Below are 17,970 nucleotides of genomic sequence, written 5' to 3'. Positions count from 1 at the left end.
TCCCCGCCCTTACAACGACAGATGCGCGTCGCGGATATCCGGACGCGCGTCGAGCTCGGCCATGGTGCCGCCGAAGCAGATGCGGCCACGCTCGATGATATAGGCGCGATCGGAAATCAGCCGCGCGAAATGCAGATTCTGCTCGGAGACGACGATGCTGACGCCCTCCTTCTTCATGGTCAGGATGGCATCGACCATCTGCTCGACGATCTTCGGCGACAGGCCCTCTGAAGGCTCGTCCAGCAGCACCAGCGACGGATTGCCCATCAGCGTGCGCGCGATGGTGAGCATCTGTTGCTCGCCGCCGCTCATGCGCCCGCCGGGACGATTCTTCATCTCACCCAGATTTGGAAAGAGAGCGAACAGCTTTTCGCGCGTCCAGTGCGGTGCGTTCGGGCGCTTGGGCTGGCGGCCGACTTCGAGGTTCTCCTCGACGGTCAGGTCGGTGAAGATGCGCCGTTCCTCCGGTACGTAGCCGAGCCCCTCGCGCACGATCTCGTGTGTCGGCTTCGTCGAGACGTCCTTGCCCTCGAATGTGATGCGGCCGGAGCGTTGCGCAACGAGGCCGACGATCGAGCGGAACGTCGTCGACTTGCCCGCACCGTTGCGGCCCAGCAGCGCCACCACTTCGCCCTCACCGACCTCGAAGCCGATGTCGAACAGGATATGGGCCGGGCCGTAATGGCTATTGAGGTCTTGCACCGTGAGCTTCATGCCGATGCTCCTTCGCGGTGGCGCGCATCGTAGACGAGGCCCTCGCCGAGATAGACCGCCTGCACCTGCGGATTGCCGCGCACCTCCGCCGGCGAGCCCTCGGCGATCAACGTCCCGCGGTTGAGCACGATGATGCGGTCGGCATGCTCGAACACGACGTCCATGTCGTGCTCGGTGAAGAGCACGCCGATCGATTTTTCCCGCGCAATGCTCGCAGTCAACCGCATCAGGTCGACGCGCTCGCGCGGCGCCATGCCCGCGGTCGGCTCGTCCATCAACAGCAGCTTCGGCTCGTTGGCGAGCGCGACCGCAAGCTCGAGCCGCTTGAGGTCACCATAGGCGAGCTCGCCGCAGGGACGGTCCGCGTAGCCACCCATGCCGACCAGTTCGAGCAGCCGCCCGGCCTCGCCGCGGTCGAACTTGGGCGCCGAGCCGAATGGATTGAACAGTTGCTTTCGGTGCGAGATCAGCGCGACCTGCACGTTTTCGCGCACGGTCATGGTGGCGAAGGTCGCGGTGATCTGGAATGTGCGCCCGACGCCGAGCCGCCAGACCTCCCGCGGCTTCCTGCCTGTGATGTCCTCGCCCAGCAGGCGGACATGGCCGGAATCCGGCTTGTTCTGGCCATTGAGCATGTCGAAGCAGGTGCTCTTGCCCGCGCCGTTCGGCCCGATCAACGCCAGTATCTCACCGGCACGCAATGAGAACGAGACGCCGCGAACGGCATGAATGCCGCCATAGGATTTGGTCAGGCCTTCGACCGCGAGAAGTGGGGGTATGGCGCTCATTCGGCAGACTCGATCGGCTTTGCAAGCAAGGGGGATCCCGGCGGCGATGCTTTCTTCCGGCGCTGCGCCAGCACCTCCAGCGTGCCGACGATGCCCTTGGGGAAAACGACGACGATCAGCATGATGAAGCCGCCGAGCACGAGCTTCGACAGATCGGTCTGGCTCACCAGCCAGATGTTCAAAGCCTTGTAGACGATGGCACCTATTACCGCGCCCGAGACCGTTTCGACGCCGCCGAGCAGCACCATGACCAGCGCATCGACCGAGAGCGAGATGCCGAGATTGTCGGGGAACACGCTCCCTTTGAGATAGGCGAACAGTGCTCCGCCGATGCCGGCGGTCGTGCCCGCGATGACAAAGGCGGTCCACTGGATGCGCTTGGCATCGATGCCGACCGCCTCGCTGCGCAACAGCGAGTCGCGCGTTGCCCGCAGCGCGTAGCCGAACGGCGAGAACACCATCGCCCGCAGCACGACGGTCACCAGCGCCGCGACGCCGAGCGCAAGCCAGTAGAAATGCGACGGGCTTGCCGCCCAGCTCGACGGCCAGAGGCCAAGAATGCCGTTGTCGCCGCCGGTCACGTCCACCCACTGGAATGCGATCGACCAAACGATCTGGGCGAAGGCGAGCGTCAGCATCGCGAAATAGACACCGGAGAGCTGCACGGCAAAGAAGCCGAACACGGCCGCGCCCACGCAGCCGAGCAGCGGGATCATCGGCAGCCCCGCCATCTTGGCGAGGAAGGCGATACCGTAGGCGCCGAGCCCGAAATAGGCCGCGTGACCGAACGAAGCGAGGCCGCCGACCGACATCAGGAAGTGCAGGCTGACGGCGAAGATCACGAAGATCGCGATCTCCGAGCCAACGGTCAGCAAATAGTTGCCCGCGAACAGCGGCAGCGTCGCTGCGACGATGAGCGCCGCAAGCGCGGCCAGCCGTTCGTTCGACGTCAGCGGACGCCAGGGATTGACGGTGAGGCCAGGCGTCTTGCGCGCGGCCGCCTCCGGCTTGCCGAACAGGCCCCAGGGCCGCACGATGAGCACCACCGCCATCACCAGGAAGACCAGGATGATCGAGATCTTCGGGAAGATCAGGATGCCGAAGGCGTTGAGCTCGGAGACCAGCACCGCCGCGACGAACGCGCCGACGATGCTGCCGAGACCGCCGATCACGACGACGACGAACACCTCGACGATGATGCGCAGATCCATCGCGTGATGCACGGCATCGCGCGGAATCTGGAGCGCGCCGCCGAGCGCGGCGAGGAAGACGCCGACAGCGAACACCGACGTGAACAGCCATTTCTGGTTGACGCCGAGCGCCGCGACCATGTCGCGGTCCTGCGTCGCGGCACGCACCAGCACGCCCCAGCGCGTGCGCTGGAACAGCAGCCAGAGAATGCCGAGCACGACGGGTCCCAGCACGATCAGGAACAGGTCGTAGCTGGGGATGTTCTGGCCGAAGAAATCGACCGCCCCCCTGAAGCCCGGCGCGCGGCGGCCGACGAGATCGTCGGGTCCCCAGATCAGGACCACGAGGTCCTCGACCATCAAGGTCAGCCCGAAGGTCGCGAGCAGCTGGAACAATTCCGGCGCATGATAGATGCGCCGGAGCAGCACCATCTCGACGATGACGCCGATCACCGCCACGGCCAGCGCGGCCAGAACGATTGCGCCCCAGAAGCCGAACGCGCCGGAGAGGCGTTCCGTCAGCGTGAAAGCGATGTAGGCGCCGATCATGTAGAAGGCGCCGTGGGCGAAATTCACGATCCGGGTCACGCCGAAGATGATCGACAGGCCCGAGGCCACCAGGAACAGCGACGCTGCGCTGGCGAGACCGGTCAGAAACTGTACGACATAAAAGGCCATCGGCGGTCCGGGTTGGTTGAAGTCGTAGGGTGGGTTAGCGCGGCGTAACCCACCGCTTGTTCTCGAATTGCACCGAAGGTGGTGGGTTACGCCAAGCGGTCTGCGCTACGCGCAGTCCGCAGGGCTAACCCACCCTACGGCAGCGGCGATCAATCCTTCGGGCGCAGCTTCGCGACTTCGGCATCGCTCGGCAGATAGTCCGCACCCTTCTTGTATGACGAGTCCACCATGACGCCCTTGCCGTCCTTCAGCGCGGTCTTGCCGACATAGGCGCCGAGCGTCGACTGGTGGTCGATCTTGCGGAAGGTGATCTCGCCGAACGGCGAGGGCATGGACAGCCCTTCCGCCGCGGCGATCAGCTTCTCCGGATCGGTCGAGCCGGCCTTCGCCAGGATTGCGGCGGCGGCCTTGATGGTCTGGTAGCCGACGATCGAGCCGAGACGCGGATAGTCGTTGTACTTGGCCTGGTAGGCCTTCAGGAATGCGTCGTGCTCGGGCGTCTTGATCGAGTACCAGGGATAGCCGGTGACGATCCAGCCCTCGGGCGTTTCGTCCTTGAGCGGATCGAGATATTCGGGCTCGCCCGTCAGGAACGAGACGACCTCGCGCCCCTTGAAGAGGCCGCGGGTGTTGCCCTCGCGCACGAGCTTGACGAGATCGGCGCCGAAGGTGACGTTGAGGATCGCTTCGGGATTGGCGGCGGCAACTGCCTGCACCACCGGACCTGCGTCGATCTTGCCCTGCGGCGGCCACTGTTCGTCGACCCACTGGATGTCCGGACGCTTCTCCGACATCAGCTTCTTGAACACCGCAACCGCCGATTGGCCGTATTCATAGTTCGGCGCGATCGTGGCCCAGCGCTTGGCCGGCAGCTTCGCCGCAGCCTCGACCAGCATCGCCGCCTGCATATAGTTGGAGGGACGCAGGCGGAAGGTGTACTTGTTGCCCTTGGACCAGGTGATGGCGTCCGTCAGCGGCTCTGCCGCGAGGAAGAACACCTTCTTCTGGTTGGCGAAGTCGCTGACCGCAAGGCCGATGTTCGACAGGAACGTGCCGGTCAGCATCGCGACACCCTCGCTCGAGACGAGCTCGTTGGCCGCGGTCTGCGCATCCGCCGGCTTGCCGCCGTCGTCCTTGGAGACGACCACGAGCTTCTTGCCGTTGATGCCACCCGCCGCGTTGATCTCCTCGACCGCGAGCTGCCAGCCCTTTCGATAGGGCTCGGTGAACGCCGGCAGCAGCGAGTAGCTGTTGATCTCGCCGATCTTGATGTCCTGCGCCAGGGCCGAATGAGCCATGCCGCTCGCCAGAAGCGCGAAGGCCGCGCCGACGATAGTATTTCTTGCTCGCATCCCAACCTCCAGTTTGAAATCTCTACGTCTTATCTCAGACCGTCTTCGCCCTTGATCTCCGCGACCGTCAGCCCGCCGACGCGCGGCAGCGGACGGCCGCTGTCGGTGACGGCGACCGCGACCATGATCTCGTTGGCACGCGGCGCGTCGTTGATCTGCACTTCCATGCCGTCGAAGTGACTGCGCACGAAGGCAGCATCCTTGTGGCCGAGCGGAATGTCGAGCGTCGCGCCCGGACCACCGCGCTTCTTCGAGGACGGGATCAGCGCTGCACCCTTGGTCAGCACCTTTCGCACCGGCGCGCCCATCTTCGGGTGAAGGATGGCGGCGGCATGCTCCAGCTCGCCGTTCTCGCCGACCGCGGCCGCCTTGCCATAGCTCTGCGCCTTGGCGCCATCGATGCCGAGCGCAGCTACTGCGCGCTTTGACAGCAGCTCGCCGAGCTCCTCGCCGATCGCGATCAGCGGCGAGAGATCCTCGACATATCTCCCGGCAAAGGGATTCTCGATCACGGCAATCGCAGCCGCACGCCGGGTCGGCGGCGACACCTGCCGGCCCATCTCCATCTGCGTCTCTTCGACGACGGTGACGATCTTGCGGATGATCGCGCTCATGATTGGGTCCTCAAGCTCTTCCCTGTTCAGGCATCAACCGCGTTCTCCAGCGTGAGCGGGCGCGATCGTTGCCGTTCAATCTCTATCGGTCCGATGACAAGCATATCACCACAAAGCTGCAACACGGCACCCTCGATCAGGCCGCGATCGAACAATTTCCGTGCACGTTCCGCGCCAGATTCGAGCGCGCGGGCTATCTCGTTGTGAGACAGCTCGCCGACGTCGCGGGTGACGAGGCGCGTGCCCAGATCGTTGTCCGGCTGAAGCTCGTTCGCTGGTTTCCGGATGATGGCGGGATGCCCGGGCAGGTCGACGGCATTGGCGATCACCGTCGCCGCCGCATCGGCCTGCGATGCGGTTGCCGCCAGCACCGTCACGGCATCGGCGATCCCGAGCGAAAAGCTGCGGCCGTGGCGTCCGCTGGTCGCGATGCCCCGCGCCGGGTCATGCGCATCGATCCGCATCGTCCGCATCACGCCGTCGCGGTCGGGCCGATCCATCAAGCCGAGCGAAAAATGCTCGCCTTGGCCGAGATGAAGCGCGATGTCGCCACCATTGTTGACGTAAGCGCGATCAAGCGTGGCAACGCGGAGCATCGCGCCGAGAATCTCCTCGGCCACGCTGCCGGCAACAGCCGCCATCGGCGTGATGAAGCAATCAGCGGCATAGGGCGCCACCGCGGCGTGCATCCGACGTGCCACAACGCCCTGCAGCGAAGTCCGCTTCTCAGCGGCCGACCGCAATGCCGGCAGTTCCGCACAGAGCTCGTCGAGAAGCCCGGTGAACCGGCGCGCCGCAGCCTCGTAGGCCCCCCGCACCTCGTCTTCGCGCCCCCTCGCCTCGACGATCAGATCGATCGGACCATCCTGCAAATGCAGCCGCCGGCCATCAGACAGCAATGCGATTTGCGGGAACCTTGTCATGCCCGCGGTCCCGGGATCGGATTCTGCCACGGCAGCTGGCGAACATCGTCGCCGTTCTGCACCTCGGAGAGCGGCTTCACATAATCCATGTGGCCGCCGAGCGCAGCGTAGTCGGACAGCTTCATGGTGAATTCGATCGGCGCGACAAGGGCCGGCGTCGGCACATAGCCGAACGCGCCTGACGGCATCTGCGTCACATCAACCATGTAGGTGATGCCACCGCCGGGCCAGACATAGACCGGCGCGCCGCCGCTGGTGACACGGGTCAGCGCATCCTTGACTGAACGCGTCAGCCGAACCGGATTGTCGGTGACACCTGCCCGCAAGGAACCGCCGGCCCCGGCCATGAACAGCACGGTGCACAACGCGGGCTCGCAGTTTTCCTGGATACGCTCGACCGAGAACCTCAACTCCGCCGGCATCTCGGTCTCGATCGGCTTCAAGGCCTCGTCGAGCACGTAGTACGACGAATGCTCGCCGGTGGTGGAGACCATCAGCATGGTCAGACCGGGCCTTGCTTCCTTGGAATCGAAGGGACCGAGGATCGACAAGGGATCGGAAATGTTGGTGCCGCCCCAGCCCGTGCCGGGATCGGCGACCTGGAAATAGCGGCCGGGCGTCGAGCGCCGTCCTTTCATCTTGATGCCGGTGTCGGCGATGTCGAGCAGCTTGCCCGCCTGATGCTCCGAGAGCACGCCGGTGATGTGGTCGTCGACGACCACGACCTCGTCGACCTTGCCGTGCCATTGCTTGGCGAACATGCCGATCGTCGCCGAACCGCAGCCGACGCGCATGCGCTCTTCTTTCATGCCGTTGACGATCGGCGGCTGCCCGGCCTGGACCACCACCGTGGCGCCACCGTCAATGGTCAGCTCGACCGCCTTGCAATTGGCGAGATCCATCAGCGTGTCGCAGGTGACACGGCCCTCCTTCTTGGAGCCGCCGGTGAGATGATGAACGCCGCCGAGCGACAGCATCTGCGAACCATACTCGCTGGTCGTGACGTGGCCGACGGCCTCGCCCTGCGCGCGCACGGTCGCGGTCTCCGGACCAAGATAGCGATCGGTGTCGATCTTCACCTTGATCCCGCAATAAGAGAAGATGCCCTCGGTGACCACGGTCACCATGTCGACGCCGTCGACCTCAGCGGAGACGATGAACGGTGCCGGCTTGTAGTCGGGATAGGTCGTGCCCGCGCCGATCGCGGTCACGAAGGTCGAGGGTTCGTGGACGATCTTGCCGTCCCAGTCTTCGGTGCGGCTGAACGGGACGAGCTTGCCGCCATGCGAGACCGTGCGCTCCAGGATCACATGCGGATCGACACGGACGAGCTTGCCGTCGTGATTGGCGTAGCGGTCGCAAGCACCCGCTGCGCCCGGCTTGATGTAGCACATCACCGGACAAGCATCGCAGCGGATCTTGTCGATGACGGCGCTCGTCGTTTCAATCACCATGTCGGGGCCAGCTGACACTGCGGTTATCATTCGTATACGAACGATGTTGCGCGCGGTCCCCCGCAGCTGTCAAGCGGCGGTGCAATGCAAAAGATGCCGCTGCCGCATAAAGCCTCATTTGCCTACGCGCCTTGTCCACAAAGAAGGCAATCGCGCTGCAGTGCGGCATGCGCCGCTTGCACGTTTGTGTACAAACGGTATCGTCGCGGCGTTGAATTCCACGCGGAGCTGGGGAGCAAGGATGAAGCAGACACCGATCCGCCTCACCGTGAACGGCAGGATCCACGAGGTGACGGCCGCGCGGGACACGCCGCTGCTCTATGTGCTGCGCAACGATCTCGCGCTCAACGGCCCGAAATATGGTTGCGGTCTCGGTGAATGCGGCACCTGCACTGTCCTGATCGACGGCACGGCGGCGCGCTCCTGCGTGATTCCGGTGAGCGGCTGCGCCGGCCGCGACATCGTGACGCTCGAAGGGCTGGGCAAACGCGACGCGCCTGACGTCGTCCAACAAGCTTTCATCGACGAGCAGGCCGCACAATGCGGCTACTGTCTCAACGGCATGATCATGACCACCAAGGCACTGCTCGCGATCAATCCACGGCCGACCGAGCAGGAGGCGCTCGCGGCGCTGCGCTACAATCTCTGCCGCTGCGGCACTCATGTCGAGATCCTGCGCTCGGTGATGCGCGCATCGGGTCAGCTCACCGAGGCCGCGGATTGATGGCCTCCCCTGTTTCGAACGAAGCTGAGCGGCCATCCGGCTCGCTCGTCGTCGTCCGCACGGTGGACGAGGTCACGTCCGAGACCTTCGTGCGCATCACCGCGGACGGCTCGGTCACCGCCTATAACGGCCACGTGGATCTCGGCACCGGCATCCGCACGGCGCTCGGCCAGATCGTCGCAGAAGAGCTCGACGTTTCCTTTGCGCGCGTCGTGGTCGTGCTCGGCGACACGGCTGTGGTGCCGAACCAGGGCGCGACGATCGCCAGCGAAACCATCCAGATCACGGCCGTGCCCCTGCGCAAGGCCGCGGCGCAGGCGAGGCACTTCCTGATCGCGCGCGCGGCCGAGCAGCTGGAGCTGCCGGCTGCCGAACTCAGGATCGAGGACGGCCTCGTGCGCGGGCACGACAACCGCACCGTCAGCTATGGCGAGTTGATTGGTGGCGAAGAGATCCGGCTCGAGCTGGCCGACGATGTCGCGGTCAAACCTGTCGGCGACTACGCGATCGTCGGCCAGTCGATGCCGCGCGTGGATCTGCCGGCCAAGGCCACGGGCGAGCTGACCTTCGTGCACGACATCCGCGTACCTGGCATGCTGCACGGCCGCGTCGTACGGCCGCCTTATGCCGGCGTCGATGCCGGACCGTTCGTCGGAACCAGCCTGCTCGCCGTCGATGAATCCTCGGTGCGCGACATTCCCGGCATCATCGCCGTGGTGCGCATCGGTGATTTCGTCGGCATCGTCGCCGAGCGCGAGGAGAATGCGATCCGCGCGGCAGAGCAGCTCAAGGTGAGCTGGAAGCCGACGCCAACTCTCACCGACCTTGCCGACGTCGAAAGGGCCCTGCGCGCCAATCCATCGACGCCGCCGCGCACGCTGATCGACAAGGGCGATGTCGATGCGGCGATATCAGGCGCGGCCAAGCCGATGCAGCGCACTTATCTCTGGCCGTATCAGATGCACGCCTCGATCGGCCCGTCCTGTGCCGTCGCCGACTACAGGGACGGCAATGTCCGCGTCTGGTCGGGCACGCAAAACCCGCACGTGCTGCGGACCGATCTGGCGCTGCTGATCGAGCGCCCCGAGAGCGAGATCGAGGTGATCCGGCTCGAAGCCGCCGGCTGCTACGGCCGCAACTGCGCCGACGACGTCACCGCCGACGCGCTGCTGCTGTCACGCGCGGTCGGCCGGCCCGTGCGCGTGCAATTGACACGCGAGCAGGAGCACGCCTGGGAGCCCAAAGGCACCGCGCAGCTCATCGACGTCAACGGCGGGCTCGATGCCGACGGCGGCGTTGCCGGTTACGATCTCGCCACGCGCTATCCCTCGAACGCCGCGCCGACGCTGGCGCTGCTGCTGACCGGGCGCATCTCGCCGGATCCCGCGGTGCTCCAGATGGGCGACCGCACCGCGATCCCGCCCTACGATTACGACAACATGCGCGTCGTTGCCCATGACATGGCGCCGATTGTGCGTGCCTCCTGGTTTCGCGGTGTCTCCGCGCTGCCGAACACCTTCGCGCACGAATCCTACATCGATGAAGCCGCGACCGAGGCCGGCGTCGACCCGATCGAATATCGCCTTCGCTATCTGAAAGACCAGCGCGCTATCGACCTGGTCAATGCAGTGGCTGAGCGTGCCGGCTGGAAGCCCCGGCCGGTCCGCGAGGAGAAAGACGGCGAAGTCGTGCACGGGCGCGGCTTTGCCTATGCGCTCTATGTCCACAGCAAGTTTCCCGGTTATGGCGCGGCCTGGTCGGCCTGGGTGGCCGACGTCGCCGTAAACAAGACGACCGGCGATGTCAGCGTCACGCGCGTCGTCGCGGGACAGGACTCCGGCCTGATGATCAATCCGGACGGCGTGCGTCACCAGATTCACGGCAACGTCATCCAGTCCACCAGCCGAGCGCTGATGGAGGAGGTCTCGTTCGAACGCGGCGCGGTGGCGGCGCGCGAATGGGGCGCCTATCCGATCATCCCCTTCCCCGACGTGCCCAAGATCGACGTCCTGATGCTGCCGCGTCAGGATCAGCCGCCGCTCGGCGTCGGCGAATCCGCCTCGGTGCCGAGCGCGGCGGCGATCGCCAACGCGATCTTCGATGCAACAGGTGTGCGCTTTCGCGAACCGCCGTTCACGCCTGAGCGCATCCTCAAAGGCCTGCACGGCGATGCACCGGCGACACCGCAGGCCCTTCCCGCTCCCGCGGCGTCGCAGCCGGCTCGCGTCTGGCAAAACCCGTTCGCAAAACGCGCCGGCGTCTTCACGGCCATTGCAGCTCTCTGCACGGCTGCAATCGGCGTCGGCGCGGCGCTGCTGCCCGGGCGTGCGATTGCACCCATCGCGCGCCCCGACGCGTCAGTCTATTCCGCGGCGACGATCGCGCGCGGAGAGCTGCTCGCGGCGCTCGGCAATTGCGCGGAGTGCCACACCTCGACCGGCGGCGCGCCCAACGCCGGCGGCCGCGCGCTTCAGACGCCGTTCGGGACGATCTACGCGACCAACATCACGCCAGACGTCGAGACCGGCATCGGCGCCTGGTCCTACCCTGCCTTCGAGCGCGCCATGCGCGACGGGCTGCATCGCGACGGGCGGCAGCTCTACCCAGCCTTCCCCTACACGCATTTTGCAAAAACCAGCGATGCCGACATGCAGGCGCTATACGCCTACCTGATGGCCCAGCCTGCGGTGCGCGCGACGACGCCGGACAACAAGCTCGCCTTCCCGTTCAATTTGCGCCCGCTGCTCGCGGGCTGGAACGCGCTGTTCCACCAGGCGCGCGAGTTCAAGCCCGATCCAGCCCAATCCGAGGTCTGGAATCGCGGCGCCTATCTGGTCGAGAGCCTCGGCCATTGCAGCGCCTGCCATTCGCCGCGCAACGCGCTCGGCGCCGAGCAGCGCGAAGCCTATCTTGCCGGCGGCTTTGCTGAGGGCTGGGAGGCGCCGGCGTTGACGTCACTCTCGCGCGCGCCGATTCCATGGAACGAGGACGAGATCTTCGCCTATTTGCGCACCGGCCATTCGCGCTATCACGGCGTCGCGGCCGGCCCGATGGCGCCGATCGTCCGGGACCTCAAGGCCCTGCCCGATCAGGACATCCGCGCGATGGCGGTCTACCTCAACTCGTTCAACGACACCGCGACCGACCGGCAGGCACAGGAAGTACTCGCGGCAAAGCTCGAGAGCGCAACGCAGGTTACCGTCGCCTCTTCCTCGGGGGCCCGACTCTATCTTGGCGCCTGCGCTGTGTGCCACGAGGTCGGTGGCCTGCCGCTGTTCGGCAGCCGCCCCTCGCTCGCGCTCAACAGCAATCTGCACAGCGCGACTGCGGATAATCTGGTGCAGGTGATCCTGCATGGGATCGCCGAACCGGTCACCAGCGACCTCGGCTACATGCCCGCCTTCAAGGGCAGCATGAACGACGCGCAGGTCGAGGAGCTCGTCACCTTCCTGCGCAAGCAGTTCGCGCCGGACAAGCCAGCCTGGACGGGTGTGCGCGAGACGATCGCGCGAGTGCGGGCGCCCACACATTAGGTGTGCGTCTTGATCTCCACCGGCGGCGTGCCATGGGTGTGGAACGACTCGATCGTCTTCAATCCCCACGCCTGGCCCTTCTTGCGCTCCTCCTCGGTCCATACGATCGGCTTCCAGTCGGGCGCAAGAATGAGCCGCGCGCCGGCATTGGCGACCTCGACGCGGTTGCCGCCGGGCTCGTAGACATAGAGGAAGAAGGTCTGCTGGATCGCGTGCTTGTGCGGTCCGGTCTCGATGTGCACCCCATTCTCCAGAAAGATGTCGGCGGCTCGCAAAATCTCCTCGCGGCTGTCGAGCGCATAGGTCACGTGGTGGAAGCGGCCGGGCACGCCGGAATGGTCGAGCGAATAGGCGAAGTCGTAGCTCTTGTTCGACATCGTCAGCCACATCGCCGCTTCCCGGCCGTCATTGAGCACAATCTGCTCGGTGAGACGGCAGCCGAGATAGGTCTCGAAGAACTCGCGGTTGGCCTTGATATCGACGGCGAGGCAGTTGAGATGGTCGAGGCGGCGCACATTGACGCCGCGGGCGGGAAAGCGTTGCGCCTGGTTCTTCAGCGCCGGCTTGAGCTCCGGCGGCGCCTGATACCATTCGGTCTCGTAATAGAGCTCGACGATGTGTCCATCGGGATCACGGCAGCGGAAGGTCGGCCCCTGCCCCATGTCGCCGTCGATCCAGCCGATGTCGAAACCGGACCCTTTCAGCGCGGCAACGCGGCGCTCCAGCGCCTGCTGGCTGCGCGCGCGCAGCGCCATGTGACCCATGCCCGACGTTTTCGACGCCGTGAGCTTGAGCGAATAGCGCTCATAGTCGTCCCAGCCGCGCAAGTAGACCGACTCGCCCTTCTGTCCACTGACGGTCATGCCCATGACGTCGACGAAGAACTTGAGGCTCTCGTCCGGCTTGGGCGTCAACAGCTCCATGTGGCCGAGATGAGCGAGATCGAGGATCGGTTCGGGCTGCATGATTCCTCCAGGGAGTGGCTGCATGCCGCCTCACCGGACGGCGCGCCTGGACGCCAGGCACAACGGCGCGGGCTCCGCACGGCATCGAGGGCGGCCGGCTTCATTTGTACTAATGTACAAATCATTAGGTCCCGTCAACAAATCACTGGCCCGCTACGAATGGCTTCCGATGGCGGCGATGGGTGCTCCCGGAGCGAACGCCAGCCTGTCCGGATGGTAAAATCTTCCTTAAGGCCTTCTTGAGCGGGCGGCCCAAAAATGCAGCATTTTCCCGCCGATCGCGCCCGAAAGTATGCATTGGCCACAAAGCTCCCGACCAAATTACCGCAGATTTAACGAAGCGCCCGAGCCCGGCGTTTAACCGTTTGTGCAGCGACGGCCGCGCATAGTCCGAGCAAATCGCTTGCTCTTGCCAGGTTCATCGATCGTGACATCCTTTGGACGCGTGATTTCGGTTCGCGGATCGCTCGCCCGGGTCGGGCTTTTGGCCGCAAGCCAAATGCCGATCTCGGAGGTTCGGGCGACCGTCGGCCGCTTCGTCAGCATTCGTTGCGCCAGCTCGGTCATCGTTGCGATGATCACCGAGGTCTCCTGCGAGAATTTGTCGAGCTCCGACAATTACATCGCCATCGCCTCGGTCGACCTGCTCGGCGAGATCCTCAATGCCGCTGACAAGGCCAAATTCCAGCGTGGCGTCACCAACTATCCGACCATCGGTGATGCCGTCGACCTGATCACCAGCCAGGAGCTGCGCACGATCTACGCGCCGACCGGCTCGGACCAGATCAACGTGGGTTTCCTCCAGCAGGACCGCTCCGTCGTCGCCTATGTCGACGTCGAGGAAATGCTCTCCAAGCATTTTGCCGTGCTGGGATCGACCGGCGTCGGCAAATCCACCGGCGTCTCGCTCCTGCTCAATGAGATCCTGAAGGCACGGCCGAACCTGCGCATCTTCCTGCTCGACGTGCACAACGAATATGGCCGCTGTTTCGGCGACCGCGCGCTCGTGCTCAACCCGCGAAACCTTAAGCTGCCGTTCTGGCTGTTCAACTTCGAGGAAATCGTCGACGTGCTGTTCGGCGGCCGCGCCGGCGTGCCCGAGGAGCTCGACATCCTCGCCGAGGTGATCCCGCTCGCCAAGGGCGTCTACACCCAGTACCAGAACGCCGATCGCATCGGCCTCAAGCGCATCGATCCCAAGCAGATCGGCTACACGGTCGACACGCCGGTGCCCTATCGCCTGGTCGACCTGTTGTCGCTGATCGACGAGCGCATGGGCAAGCTCGAGAACCGCTCATCGCGCATCATCTATCACAAGCTGATCTCGCGCATCGAGGCTGTGCGCAACGACCCGCGCTACGCCTTCATGTTCGACAACGCCAATGTCGGCGGCGACACCATGGCCGAGGTGATCAGCCATCTGTTCCGCCTGCCGGCCAACGGCAAGCCGATGACGGTGATGCAACTCGCCGGCTTTCCGGCCGAAGTCATCGATTCCGTCGTCTCGGTGCTGTGCCGCATGGCCTTCGATTTCGGCCTGTGGAGCGACGGCGTCTCGCCGCTGCTGTTCGTCTGCGAGGAGGCCCATCGCTATGCCTCGGCCGACCGCAACATCGGCTTCGGGCCGACCCGCAAGGCGGTGTCGCGCATCGCCAAGGAAGGGCGCAAATACGGCGTCTATCTCGGCCTCATCACGCAGCGACCGGCCGAGCTCGACGCCACCATCATCTCCCAGTGCAACACGCTGTTCACGATGCGCCTCGCCAACGACCGCGACCAGGCGCTGCTGCGCGCCGCGGTATCGGACGCCGCCGCGAACCTGTTGTCGTTCGTGCCCTCGCTCGGCACGCGTGAAGTGCTGGCCTTCGGCGAAGGCGTCGCGCTGCCGACGCGCCTGCGCTTCAAGGAAGTGCCGCCGCACCAATTGCCGCGTGGCGAAGCCACCATCAGCAGCGTACCGTCCGTCACATCCGGCCACGACATGCATTTCGTCAGCGCCGTGCTCGAGCGCTGGCGCGGCGCCACCTCGCAGCGCGACGTGCCCAACGACCCCGTATTCTCGGCGCCGCCGGCGAAGATGATGTCCAGCGTCGAAGCCCCGATGCTGCAACCATCGATGGGCCTCGATCCGGACCGCTTCTCGCTCTTGAAGAAGCCGCTTCGGTAAAGATTCTCGTGTCCCGGACGTGCCGCAACGCGGAGCGTTGCTGCGCTGCGACCGGGCACATTCGCGCGACCGCGGCACGTTGAGCCCGCCACCCGCATCGACTATGGTTGCCGGCCTCAAGCTGGAACCATGCCATGACAAAGCCCGCGCAACGCTTCCCCGCACCCGCCCTCGACACGCTGCCCGACGACATCCGCACGCGGCTTCTCGCCGTTCAGGAGAAGAGCGGCTTCGTGCCGAACGTGTTCTTGACGCTGGCCTATCGTCCCGACGAGTTCCGTGCCTTCTTCGCCTATCACGACGCGCTGATGGAAAAGGACGGCGGCCTGACCAAGGCCGAGCGCGAGATGATCGTGGTGGCGACTTCGGCGGCGAACCAGTGCCAGTACTGCGTGATCGCCCACGGCGCGATCCTGCGCATTCGAGCCAAGAATCCACTCATCGCCGATCAGGTCGCGGTGAACTACCGCAAGGCCGACATCACGCCACGGCAGAAGGCCATGCTCGACTTCGCCATGAAGGTCTCGACTGACGCGCAGCGGATTTCCGAGGACGATTTCGCCGCGCTCGCGCCGCACGGATTCAGTGACGACGATATCTGGGACATTGCCGCGATCTCAGCCTTCTTTGCGCTGTCGAACCGGCTGGCGAATTTCACGGGCATGCGGCCGAACGAGGAGTTCTATCTGATGGGACGCCTGCCGAAGAAATGATCGACAAGCCATGAGCGAGCTCGATTGGCCAGAAGTCCTGCTGCGTCTCGGTGTTGCGACGCTCGCCGGCGGCGTGATTGGCCTCAACCGCGATCTGCACGGCAAGCCGATCGGGCTGAAGACGCTCGGCATCGTCGGGCTCTCCACTGCGACCGTGGTTCTGCTCGCACTGCAACTCGCTGAACCGACCAAGGTCGCCGACGCTGCCAGCCGTGTCATCCAGGGCATCCTCACCGGAATCGGCTTTCTCGGCGCTGGCGTCATCGTGCACCAAAGCACGGGGTTTCGCGTTCGGGGCCTGACCAGCGCCGCCTGCACCTTCCTTGCCGCCTGCCTCGGCATCGTCTGCGGCGCAGGACAATGGAAGATCGTCATCGTCGCCGTGGTGCTGGCCTTCGTCCTGCTGACCATCGGCCGCCGCATCGAGCGCCGGTTGCACCGGATGCTTGGCGGCACGGACGAGGCGCACGACGTCGAAAGCGGCCCGGAAGAGCAGCACCCATAGCCCCTTCCACGGTTCGGCCGTCAGTGCGAGCTATCTACGCGATGCCAATAGAAGACCACAAGCGCGACCGGCAACGAAAGTGCCAGCCACGACAGGCCATCCCAGATCCCATCACCAACGAGCGCCAGGCCCAGTCCTGCGGCGCAGACCAAGCCGACAAGGAGCGGAACGCGGAATACGTCCCAGGCACTTCTGTGGCTTCGGGCCCGGTTCGGAACGTCCGCCTTGGAAACGGAGGGCATGGGACTAGACACCGGCTGCTACGATTTGGCCTGCGTCGAGCAGCTTGCGGCGGACTGACGACCTTCTCCTCGCGACCCAGAGATAAATTCCACTGATGAGGATGATGATCGTGATCACGTCCAGCAGCGCCCAGACGATCTTCAGCGGAAGCCCGCCATAATCGCCGAAATGCAGCGGGCGCGAGACCTGAAGCGCCTTCAGATACCACGGCACTTCGGGCGCAACGATCGTCTTGCCGTCGTTGGCGTCGACCAGCATCGGCTGGAGCATGCGCGCGGTGAAGGGCGTCGCGCCCTTGGTCCAGACGACGAGGTGCTGCGGGCTGCCGAAACGCGCCGACGTCGGCATCGTCACCGAGGTGACCAGGCGATCCGGAAACCTCGCACGGACGAGCTCGACAGCCGCCTGCACCGAAGGGATCGGAGCCACGGGCTTGCCCAGATGAGGCGCCAGCAACACGGGAATCAGCTGTGCCCGCCACAGGTCGAACAGCGGCGTCGCAAGTGTGTTGATCATGCCGGTGAGGCCCACCACCATCGTCCAGGTCACGGTGACGATGCCGAGGAGATTGTGGGCGTCGAGCCATTTGACGCGGGGCGACCGCCGGCGGATCGTGCCGAAATCCAGCCGGCGCATGAACGGCCAATAGACGACGACGCCGGATATGATCGAGACGGCGAACACGAGCCCCATCGCCCCGAGAAACAATTCACCGGGCAGGCCCGCGAACATGTCCTTGTGAATCCGCAACACGATGTCCATGACATCCTGCTGCGGGGCCTCCTCGCCGAGTATCTCGGCCGTACGCGCATCGAGAGTGAGACGATGGAAGTTGCCCGGCGACGGGACGGCGGTCGGAGAAACCGCGACAGTCACGAGCGGCTCATTCTGCTTTAAATTTAGGAGCAGGACGTACTGACCGGGATAGCGCGCCTGAGCCGCCGCGATCATCCGGTCGAGCGAGAGACGCGGCGTTCCCTCCGGCATTGCCGGCGCCGCGATCTCATCCTCGAGCAGCTCGTCGATCTCGTCGTGGAAGACCAGCGGCAACCCCGTCACGCACAGCATCAACAGGAACAGCATGCACACCAGCGACGTCCAGGTGTGAATGCGGGACCACAGGCGGATCGTGCGTGCCTGAACCATGAGGGCTACCAGCAATGGCTGACCGAGCCCGCGATGGTATGCGGGCTGGTGTCTTGGCCGCCGCCGTTCATCGTGCAGGCGATGGTAACGTGATCGGCAAAGGTCCGCGCCCGGGCGAGAAGACCGTACAACGTCGACGCGCGCCGCCGCTCCGTTGTGGGTGCGTCAGGCACAGATTCCAGCATTCCCCGTCCCCAAATCAATGGGGACGACCATGCAGAGACTCCGATCGCACAATCAAAGTCTTTCGGGCGTCTTCAG

General features: G+C 65.0%; 14 protein-coding genes. 5 read left to right on the top strand and 9 right to left on the bottom strand.

Annotated features, from left to right (window positions below):
* Positions 1-9: 9 nt before the first annotated feature.
* The 7 genes from AX729_RS21270 to AX729_RS21240 form a co-directional block, all read right to left on the bottom strand.
* On the bottom strand, positions 10-714 hold the full coding sequence (locus tag AX729_RS21270) for an ABC transporter ATP-binding protein (protein ID WP_057028850.1): 705 nt from the start codon (positions 712-714) through the stop codon (positions 10-12).
* Positions 711-1,502, bottom strand: coding sequence for an ABC transporter ATP-binding protein (locus tag AX729_RS21265; protein WP_061026328.1), 792 nt, complete (start codon positions 1,500-1,502; stop codon positions 711-713). Before AX729_RS21265 ends, AX729_RS21270 begins: the two co-directional genes overlap by 4 nt.
* Positions 1,499-3,370, bottom strand: a complete 1,872-nt coding sequence (locus tag AX729_RS21260; RefSeq protein ID WP_061026327.1) for an ABC transporter permease — start codon at positions 3,368-3,370, stop codon at positions 1,499-1,501. The genes AX729_RS21265 and AX729_RS21260 overlap by 4 nt, the downstream gene beginning before the upstream one ends.
* A 149-nt stretch (positions 3,371-3,519) precedes the next feature.
* On the bottom strand, positions 3,520-4,722 hold the full coding sequence (locus tag AX729_RS21255; protein ID WP_061026326.1) for an ABC transporter substrate-binding protein: 1,203 nt from the start codon (positions 4,720-4,722) through the stop codon (positions 3,520-3,522).
* A gap of 29 nt (positions 4,723-4,751) precedes the next feature.
* A complete protein-coding gene (locus tag AX729_RS21250; RefSeq protein ID WP_061026325.1) occupies positions 4,752-5,336 on the bottom strand; it encodes an amino acid synthesis family protein in 585 nt (194 codons plus the stop codon).
* A gap of 26 nt (positions 5,337-5,362) precedes the next feature.
* Positions 5,363-6,259, bottom strand: coding sequence for a UPF0280 family protein (locus AX729_RS21245; protein WP_061026324.1), 897 nt, complete (start codon positions 6,257-6,259; stop codon positions 5,363-5,365).
* Positions 6,256-7,713 (bottom strand): hypothetical protein, encoded by a 1,458-nt coding sequence (locus AX729_RS21240; protein WP_061026323.1) that lies wholly within the window; start codon positions 7,711-7,713, stop codon positions 6,256-6,258. Before AX729_RS21240 ends, AX729_RS21245 begins: the two co-directional genes overlap by 4 nt.
* Positions 7,714-7,954: 241 nt before the next feature.
* Here AX729_RS21240 and AX729_RS21235 point away from each other — a divergent pair, with 241 nt between their 5' ends.
* Positions 7,955-8,437, top strand: a complete 483-nt coding sequence (locus AX729_RS21235; RefSeq protein ID WP_061026322.1) for a (2Fe-2S)-binding protein — start codon at positions 7,955-7,957, stop codon at positions 8,435-8,437.
* Positions 8,437-11,970: a molybdopterin cofactor-binding domain-containing protein gene (locus tag AX729_RS21230; RefSeq protein WP_061026321.1), complete on the top strand. Its 3,534-nt coding sequence runs from the start codon at positions 8,437-8,439 to the stop codon at positions 11,968-11,970. The genes AX729_RS21235 and AX729_RS21230 overlap by 1 nt, the downstream gene beginning before the upstream one ends.
* Here AX729_RS21230 and AX729_RS21225 read toward each other — a convergent pair.
* Positions 11,967-12,935, bottom strand: coding sequence for a catechol 2,3-dioxygenase (locus AX729_RS21225; protein WP_061026320.1), 969 nt, complete (start codon positions 12,933-12,935; stop codon positions 11,967-11,969). The two genes, AX729_RS21230 and AX729_RS21225, sit on opposite strands and share 4 nt — an antisense overlap.
* 427 nt (positions 12,936-13,362) lie before the next feature.
* On the opposite strand from AX729_RS21225, the gene AX729_RS21220 reads away from it, so the two are divergent.
* From AX729_RS21220 to AX729_RS21210, 3 genes are all read left to right on the top strand, one after another.
* Entirely contained in the window at positions 13,363-15,102 is a 1,740-nt protein-coding gene (locus tag AX729_RS21220; protein WP_197433643.1) for an ATP-binding protein, read from the top strand.
* Between the two features lie 134 nt (positions 15,103-15,236).
* Positions 15,237-15,815 carry a peroxidase-related enzyme gene (locus AX729_RS21215; protein ID WP_061026318.1) on the top strand — a complete coding sequence of 193 codons (579 nt, stop codon included), beginning with the start codon at positions 15,237-15,239 and terminating at the stop codon, positions 15,813-15,815.
* A gap of 10 nt (positions 15,816-15,825) precedes the next feature.
* On the top strand, positions 15,826-16,320 hold the full coding sequence (locus tag AX729_RS21210; RefSeq protein ID WP_061026317.1) for an MgtC/SapB family protein: 495 nt from the start codon (positions 15,826-15,828) through the stop codon (positions 16,318-16,320).
* Between the two features lie 246 nt (positions 16,321-16,566).
* Here the strand turns inward: AX729_RS21210 and AX729_RS21205 are convergent, their stop codons facing one another.
* Complete coding sequence (locus AX729_RS21205) at positions 16,567-17,709, bottom strand: PepSY-associated TM helix domain-containing protein (protein WP_061026316.1); 1,143 nt, start codon at positions 17,707-17,709, stop codon at positions 16,567-16,569.
* Positions 17,710-17,970: the final 261 nt, after the last annotated feature.

The sequence above is a fragment of the Bradyrhizobium sp. CCH5-F6 genome (assembly GCF_001556045.1).
Classification (GTDB): Bacteria; Pseudomonadota; Alphaproteobacteria; order Rhizobiales; family Xanthobacteraceae; genus Bradyrhizobium.
This window is presented reverse-complemented; position numbering and strand designations above follow the sequence as displayed.

Bases quoted from the DNA above. Each gene is read 5' to 3' on its own strand.
- AX729_RS21225 (WP_061026320.1), bottom strand. From the start codon at position 12,935: ATGCAGCCCGAACCGATCCTCGATCTCGCTCATCTCGGCCACATGGAG.
- AX729_RS21265 (WP_061026328.1), bottom strand. From the start codon at position 1,502: ATGAGCGCCATACCCCCACTTCTCGCGGTCGAAGGCCTGACCAAATCC.
- AX729_RS21255 (WP_061026326.1), bottom strand. From the start codon at position 4,722: ATGCGAGCAAGAAATACTATCGTCGGCGCGGCCTTCGCGCTTCTGGCG.
- AX729_RS21215 (WP_061026318.1), top strand. From the start codon at position 15,237: ATGACAAAGCCCGCGCAACGCTTCCCCGCACCCGCCCTCGACACGCTG.
- AX729_RS21205 (WP_061026316.1), bottom strand. From the start codon at position 17,709: ATGGTTCAGGCACGCACGATCCGCCTGTGGTCCCGCATTCACACCTGG.
- AX729_RS21230 (WP_061026321.1), top strand. From the start codon at position 8,437: ATGGCCTCCCCTGTTTCGAACGAAGCTGAGCGGCCATCCGGCTCGCTC.
- AX729_RS21210 (WP_061026317.1), top strand. From the start codon at position 15,826: ATGAGCGAGCTCGATTGGCCAGAAGTCCTGCTGCGTCTCGGTGTTGCG.
- AX729_RS21260 (WP_061026327.1), bottom strand. From the start codon at position 3,370: ATGGCCTTTTATGTCGTACAGTTTCTGACCGGTCTCGCCAGCGCAGCG.
- AX729_RS21270 (WP_057028850.1), bottom strand. From the start codon at position 714: ATGAAGCTCACGGTGCAAGACCTCAATAGCCATTACGGCCCGGCCCAT.
- AX729_RS21235 (WP_061026322.1), top strand. From the start codon at position 7,955: ATGAAGCAGACACCGATCCGCCTCACCGTGAACGGCAGGATCCACGAG.
- AX729_RS21245 (WP_061026324.1), bottom strand. From the start codon at position 6,259: ATGACAAGGTTCCCGCAAATCGCATTGCTGTCTGATGGCCGGCGGCTG.
- AX729_RS21250 (WP_061026325.1), bottom strand. From the start codon at position 5,336: ATGAGCGCGATCATCCGCAAGATCGTCACCGTCGTCGAAGAGACGCAG.
- AX729_RS21240 (WP_061026323.1), bottom strand. From the start codon at position 7,713: ATGGTGATTGAAACGACGAGCGCCGTCATCGACAAGATCCGCTGCGAT.